The 5,214-nt window shown below is 70.3% G+C and carries 6 protein-coding genes; 5 read left to right on the top strand and 1 reads right to left on the bottom strand.

The window, feature by feature from the left end; genetic code table 11:
• Positions 1-401, top strand: a 401-nt coding sequence (locus Q0066_RS04265) for a pyridoxal-dependent decarboxylase (protein WP_298130362.1), incomplete at its 5' end; no start/stop codon positions are given.
• A gap of 52 nt (positions 402-453) precedes the next feature.
• Here the strand turns inward: Q0066_RS04265 and Q0066_RS04260 are convergent.
• Positions 454-825: an FKBP-type peptidyl-prolyl cis-trans isomerase gene (locus Q0066_RS04260; RefSeq protein WP_298130359.1), complete on the bottom strand. Its 372-nt coding sequence runs from the start codon at positions 823-825 to the stop codon at positions 454-456.
• Between the two features lie 204 nt (positions 826-1,029).
• Here Q0066_RS04260 and hisD point away from each other — a divergent pair, with 204 nt between their 5' ends.
• The 4 genes from hisD (at position 1,030) to hisH (ending at position 4,742) form a co-directional block, all read left to right on the top strand.
• Positions 1,030-2,331 carry a histidinol dehydrogenase gene (gene hisD, locus Q0066_RS04255; protein ID WP_298130358.1) on the top strand — a complete coding sequence of 434 codons (1,302 nt, stop codon included), beginning with the start codon at positions 1,030-1,032 and terminating at the stop codon, positions 2,329-2,331.
• 82 nt (positions 2,332-2,413) lie between these two features.
• Positions 2,414-3,508: a histidinol-phosphate transaminase gene (locus tag Q0066_RS04250; RefSeq protein WP_298130356.1), complete on the top strand. Its 1,095-nt coding sequence runs from the start codon at positions 2,414-2,416 to the stop codon at positions 3,506-3,508.
• Positions 3,505-4,119 carry an imidazoleglycerol-phosphate dehydratase HisB gene (hisB, locus tag Q0066_RS04245; protein WP_298130355.1) on the top strand — a complete coding sequence of 205 codons (615 nt, stop codon included), beginning with the start codon at positions 3,505-3,507 and terminating at the stop codon, positions 4,117-4,119. The genes Q0066_RS04250 and hisB overlap by 4 nt, the downstream gene beginning before the upstream one ends.
• On the top strand, positions 4,116-4,742 hold the full coding sequence (gene hisH, locus Q0066_RS04240; RefSeq protein ID WP_298130354.1) for an imidazole glycerol phosphate synthase subunit HisH: 627 nt from the start codon (positions 4,116-4,118) through the stop codon (positions 4,740-4,742). The genes hisB and hisH overlap by 4 nt, the downstream gene beginning before the upstream one ends.
• Positions 4,743-5,214: the final 472 nt, after the last annotated feature.

Below are 5,214 nucleotides of genomic sequence, written 5' to 3'. Positions count from 1 at the left end.
CCGGTGCGGTGATCGACTACCGCGACTGGCAGGTGCCGCTGGGCCGCCGGTTCCGCGCACTCAAGCTCTGGTTCACCCTGCGCACGGACGGCGTCGGCCCGGCCCAGGCGATGATCCGCGACCAACTCGCGTGGACGTCCGAACTGGCTGAATGGGTGGCCGCCGACGAGCGGTTCGAGATCCTCGCGCCGCACCCACTGAACCTGTTGTGCCTGGCCCTGCGCGCCGGCGACGACGCGACCACCGCGCTGATCGAGGCGGCCAACGCAACCGGCGAGGTGCTGTTCACCCGCACGGTGCTGGGCGACCGGGTGGCCCTCCGCTTCTCGATCGGCGCCCGCAACACCACCCTCGACCACGTCCGCGCCGCTTGGCGCCTACTCCAAGAACTCGCCACCTAACGGGGACGGTTCTCCCGGTGACCGAGAGAACCGTCCCCGAAAGTACGAAAACTCAGCGGACGGCGAGCAGGTCCACCACGAAGATCAGGGTTTCGCCCGGTGCGATGACGCCGCCGGCGCCGCGGTCGCCGTAGCCGAGGTGCGGCGGGATCACCAACTGGCGGCGTCCGCCGACCTTCATGCCCTGGACGCCGCGGTCCCAGCCGGCGATGACTTGGCCGACGCCGAGCCGGAAGCTGAGCGGCTCGCGACGGTTGTAGGAGGCGTCGAACTCTTCGCCGCTGGAGTGGGCGACGCCGACGTAGTGCACCACGACGGTGTCGCCCGCCGCAGCCTCGGCGCCGTCGCCGACGGTGATGTCGGTGATGGTCAGATCATCAGGGGCCTCGCCGGGGAAATCGACTTCGGGCTTCTCGTAGGTCATGCCGACAAGCCTTGCACAGGCCGTCGGCGCGACCGGGACCGATCCACGGCGCCCGCGCCGCTTGGTCATCCCGGGCTTGCCCCGGAATCTCCGCGCTCCTCCCGCGCACGGATCCCGGCGTCCGCCGGGATGACGGGGCTGGGGCGGGGTCTCGGCAGGCTCGACGAGCGGCGGGCTCGGTGGCCCAACCCTTAGAATCAAGGGGTGATCCGCACCCTTGACCTGCGTGGGCAGGCCGTCGACTACCGCACCGTCGTTCCTCGGGCTCCGATGGACGTCGAGCATGCGGTCGAGGTGGTGCGGCCGATCTGCGACGCGGTGGCCGAGCGTGGCGCGGACGCCCTGCGCGAGTTCTCCGCACGCTTCGACGGCTGCGAGCCCACCGAGCTGCGGGTGCCGGCGCAGGCCATCGCGGACGCCGAGGCAGGGCTGACCCCGGAACTGCGCGGCGCGCTCACCGAGTCCATTCGCCGCCGCAGGGCAGTCGCCGAGCTGGAGGCACGGGCCGAGGTCCGGCGCGCCGAACCGGCACCGGGCGCGGTCGTCGAGGCCCGGGCGATCCCCGTCGAGCGGGTCGGACTCTACGTGCCGGGTGGGCTGGCGCCGCTGGCGTCCTCGGTGCTGATGAACGTGATACCCGCTCAGGTGGCCGGCGTGTCCTCGATCGCGGTGGCGTCTCCGCCGCAGGCCGAATTCGACGGCCTGCCGCACCCGACCATCCTGGCCGTTTGCGCGCTGCTCGGGGTGGACGAGGTGTACGCCGTCGGTGGGGCTCAGGCGATCGCCATGTTCGCCCACGGTGTGGACGGGCTGTGCGAGCCGGTCCAGCTTGTCACCGGGCCGGGCAACATCTACGTGGTGGCGGCCAAGCGGCTGCTGCGCGGCAAGGTCGGCATCGACTCCGAGGCCGGCCCGACCGAGATCGCCATCCTCGCCGATGACACCGCCGACCCGCGCTTCGTCGCCGCCGACCTGATCTCGCAAGCCGAGCACGATCCGCTCGCCGGAGCCGTCCTGGTCACCGATTCGGTCGAGTTGGCGGACGCCGTCCGCGCCGAGCTGGAACCGCAGGTTGCAGCGACCACGCACGCCGAGCGGATCCGTACCGCGCTGGCCGGCGAGCAGTCCGCCGTGGTGCTGGTCGATGACCTGGACCAGGGCCTGGACGTGGTCAACGCGTACGCGGCGGAACACCTTGAGATCCACACCCGCGACGCCCGGACGATCGCCGGTCGCGTCCGCAACGCCGGTGCGATCTTCGTCGGGCCCTGGTCGCCGGTCTCGCTCGGCGACTACAGCGCCGGCAGCACCCACGTGCTGCCGACCGCCGGCTGCGCCTGCCACTCGTCCGGCCTCAACGTGAACAGCTTCCTCAAGAACGTGCACGTCATCGACTACTCGCGCCAGGCGCTGCTCGAGGTGGCGAGCGTGGTAGAGACCTTCGCCGCCGCCGAGAACCTGCCGGCCCACGGTGCGGCGGTTACCGTTCGCCGTCCGGCCCAGTGACGACGACCACCCGGACGCAGACCGTGTTCCAGTCCTCAATATTCCGATCGACAAGCAGATTCACCACAGAGAAGGCGGATCGATGAAACCCAATCCGACGCTGGCCGACCTGCCGCTGCGTCCCGAACTGGTCGGCGAGGAGCCTTACGGCGCGCCCCAGTTGGACGTGCCGGTGTGCCTCAACGTCAACGAGAACCCGTTCCCGCCCAGCGCCGAGATCGCCGCCGACATGGCCGCCGCGATCACCGCCGGCGCCACCGGCATGAACCGCTACCCGGACCGCGAGGCGACCGGCCTGCGCACCGCGCTGGCGGCGTACCTGGGGCACGGGCTGACCATCGAGAACATCTGGGCCGCGAACGGCTCCAACGAGGTGATGACCCACGTGCTGGGTGCTTTCGGCGGCCCCGGCCGCACGGTGCTCAGCTTCACCCCGACCTACTCGATGTACCCCGAGTACGCCCGCAACACCCACACCCGCTACGTCACGGTGCCGCGCTACGAGGACTTCACCCTGGACGCCGAACTGATCGGTTCCGCGATCGCCGAGCACGCCGCCGACGTGGTGATCATCACCACGCCCAACAACCCGACCGGCACCCCGGTCGCGCTGCAGGTGATCGCCGAGGTGCTGGCCCACACCGACGCGATCGTGGTGGTCGACGAGGCGTACCAGGAGTTCTCCCGGCACCCCGAGCAGACCGCGCTGACCCTGCTGCCACGGTTCGGCAACCTGATCGTCAGCCGCACGATGAGCAAGGCATTCGCCCTGGCCGGCGGCCGGATCGGCTACCTCGCTGCCGCGCCGGCGATCGTGGATGCCTGCCGCATCGTCCGGCTGCCGTACCATCTGTCGGCGCAGACCCAGATCATCGCCGAGACCGCCCTGCAGCACGCCGACTTCCTGCTCTCCCAGGTCGATCAGCTGCGCCGGACGCGCGACGAGATGCTCGTCCGGCTGCCGGAACTCGGCGTCGAGGTGATCGACTCGGACGCCAACTTCTGCCTGTTCGGTCCGTTCCATGACCGGCATGATGTCTGGCAGCGGCTGCTGGACCGCGGCGTCCTGGTCCGGGAGACCGGACCCAAAGGTTGGCTACGGGTTTCGGCCGGCACCCCGGACGAAACCGAGACGTTCTACACGGCCCTGGCCGAGGTACTGGAGGAGATCCGATGACGGCACGCACCGCGGTGGTGGAGCGCAGCACCAGTGAGTCGACCATCCGGGTGGCGGTGAACCTGGACGGCACCGGCGCCTCGACGATCAGCACCGGCGTCGGGTTCTACGACCACATGCTGACCGCGCTGTCCAAGCACTCGCTGATCGACCTGGAGGTCAGCACCACCGGCGACCTGCACATCGACGGCCACCACAGCGTCGAGGACACCGCCATCGCACTCGGGGCGGCGGTGAAGCAGGCGCTCGGCGACAAGCGCGGCATCGTCCGCTTCGGTGACGCGACCGTGCCGCTGGACGAGGCCCTCGCGCACGCCGTCGTCGATGTCGCCGGACGTCCCTACGCGGTCTGTTCGGGTGAGCCGGACGGCCAGATCTACGCGCTGATCGGCGGCTCCGGCGTGCCCTACGCGGGCTCGATGACCTACCACCTGATGGAGTCGTTCGCGATCAACGCCGGCATCTGCCTGCACCTGCGGCTACTGGCCGGACGCGACCCACACCACATCGTCGAGGCCCAGTTCAAGGCCGTCGCCCGGGCGCTGCGGATCGCGGTCGCGATCGACCCGCGGGTGGCGGACGCGATTCCGTCCACCAAGGGTTCGCTGTGACCGACCCGCGCGTGGTCGTCCTCGACTACGGTTCGGGCAACCTGCACTCGGCGACCCGTGCGCTGCGCGCTGCCGGCGCGGACGTCGTCCTCACCGCGGACGCCGACGCGGCGTTGGCGGCGGACGGCCTGGTGGTGCCCGGCGTGGGCGCCTTCGCGGCCTGCATGGACGGGCTGAGTGCCGTCGGCGGGCCGGCGATCATCCGGCAGCGGCTTGCTGAGGGCCGTCCGGTATTGGGCATCTGCGTCGGCCATCAAGTGCTGTTCGGGCACGGCGTCGAACACGGCCTGGACGCCGCCGGCGTCGGCGTCCTGCCCGGCGTGGTGGAGCGGCTGACCAGTGCCCGGCTACCGCATATGGGCTGGAACACGGTCGAGGCTACGGCCGATTCGACGCTGTTCGCCGGGCTGGCAGGGGAGCGGTTCTACTTCGTGCACTCCTACGGCGTCCGCTCCGGAGCCGGTCTGCCGGAGGGTGCGAAGGTGACCTGGGCCGAGCACGACGGCGACCGGTTCATCGCGGCCGTCGAGTACGGGTCGCTGTCCAGCACCCAGTTCCACCCGGAGAAGTCCGGTCAGGCCGGTGCGGCGCTGCTGCGCAACTGGATCGCCACCCTCTCCTGACCGCAGGCTCGGTTTCGCAACTCGGGGGACGGTTCTTTTCGTCCCAGAAGTGGGACGAAAAGAACCGTCCCCGCGCGTGCGCTTTTCGCACGCGAAAGAACCGTCCCCCAACGTTCGAGAATCGCATGCGAAAGAACCGTCCCCGGGTGTGCGAGGTGCTGCCAGCAGCCGAGGGCGATCCCGGCACACTGAGGCACGGGCTTCGATGCCGACACCTTGGCCGCGGTCCTACCCTCGCGCGATTCTCGGCCGCTTGTTCTCGCGGGGTCGCCCTCAGTCATACTGACGGCGCGGGCGACTTCGTGCCCGCGTTCGATGCTGGGGCGGCCTGGGGCAAACTGCACGAGGAACAGGGTTCGGCGGTCCGCCGGCGACCCCGGCAGGAGAGACATCCTCAATCGAGTGCCGATGCCGGCGTCGAACTGGTCAGGTACTCGACGGCGACCGTGGGCGGCGTGCCGCTGCGCGAGGT

The sequence above is a fragment of the Micropruina sp. genome, assembly GCF_027492755.1.
Classification (GTDB): domain Bacteria; phylum Actinomycetota; class Actinomycetes; order Propionibacteriales; family Propionibacteriaceae; genus Micropruina.
Note: the sequence above shows the minus strand (reverse complement) of the source record. Positions and strands in the feature narration are given on the sequence as shown.

Excerpts from the sequence above, each read along its gene's own strand:
- Q0066_RS04260 (WP_298130359.1), bottom strand. The coding sequence starts at position 825 with ATGACCTACGAGAAGCCCGAAGTCGATTTCCCCGGCGAGGCCCCTGAT.
- Q0066_RS04250 (WP_298130356.1), top strand. The coding sequence starts at position 2,414 with ATGAAACCCAATCCGACGCTGGCCGACCTGCCGCTGCGTCCCGAACTG.
- hisB (WP_298130355.1), top strand. The coding sequence starts at position 3,505 with ATGACGGCACGCACCGCGGTGGTGGAGCGCAGCACCAGTGAGTCGACC.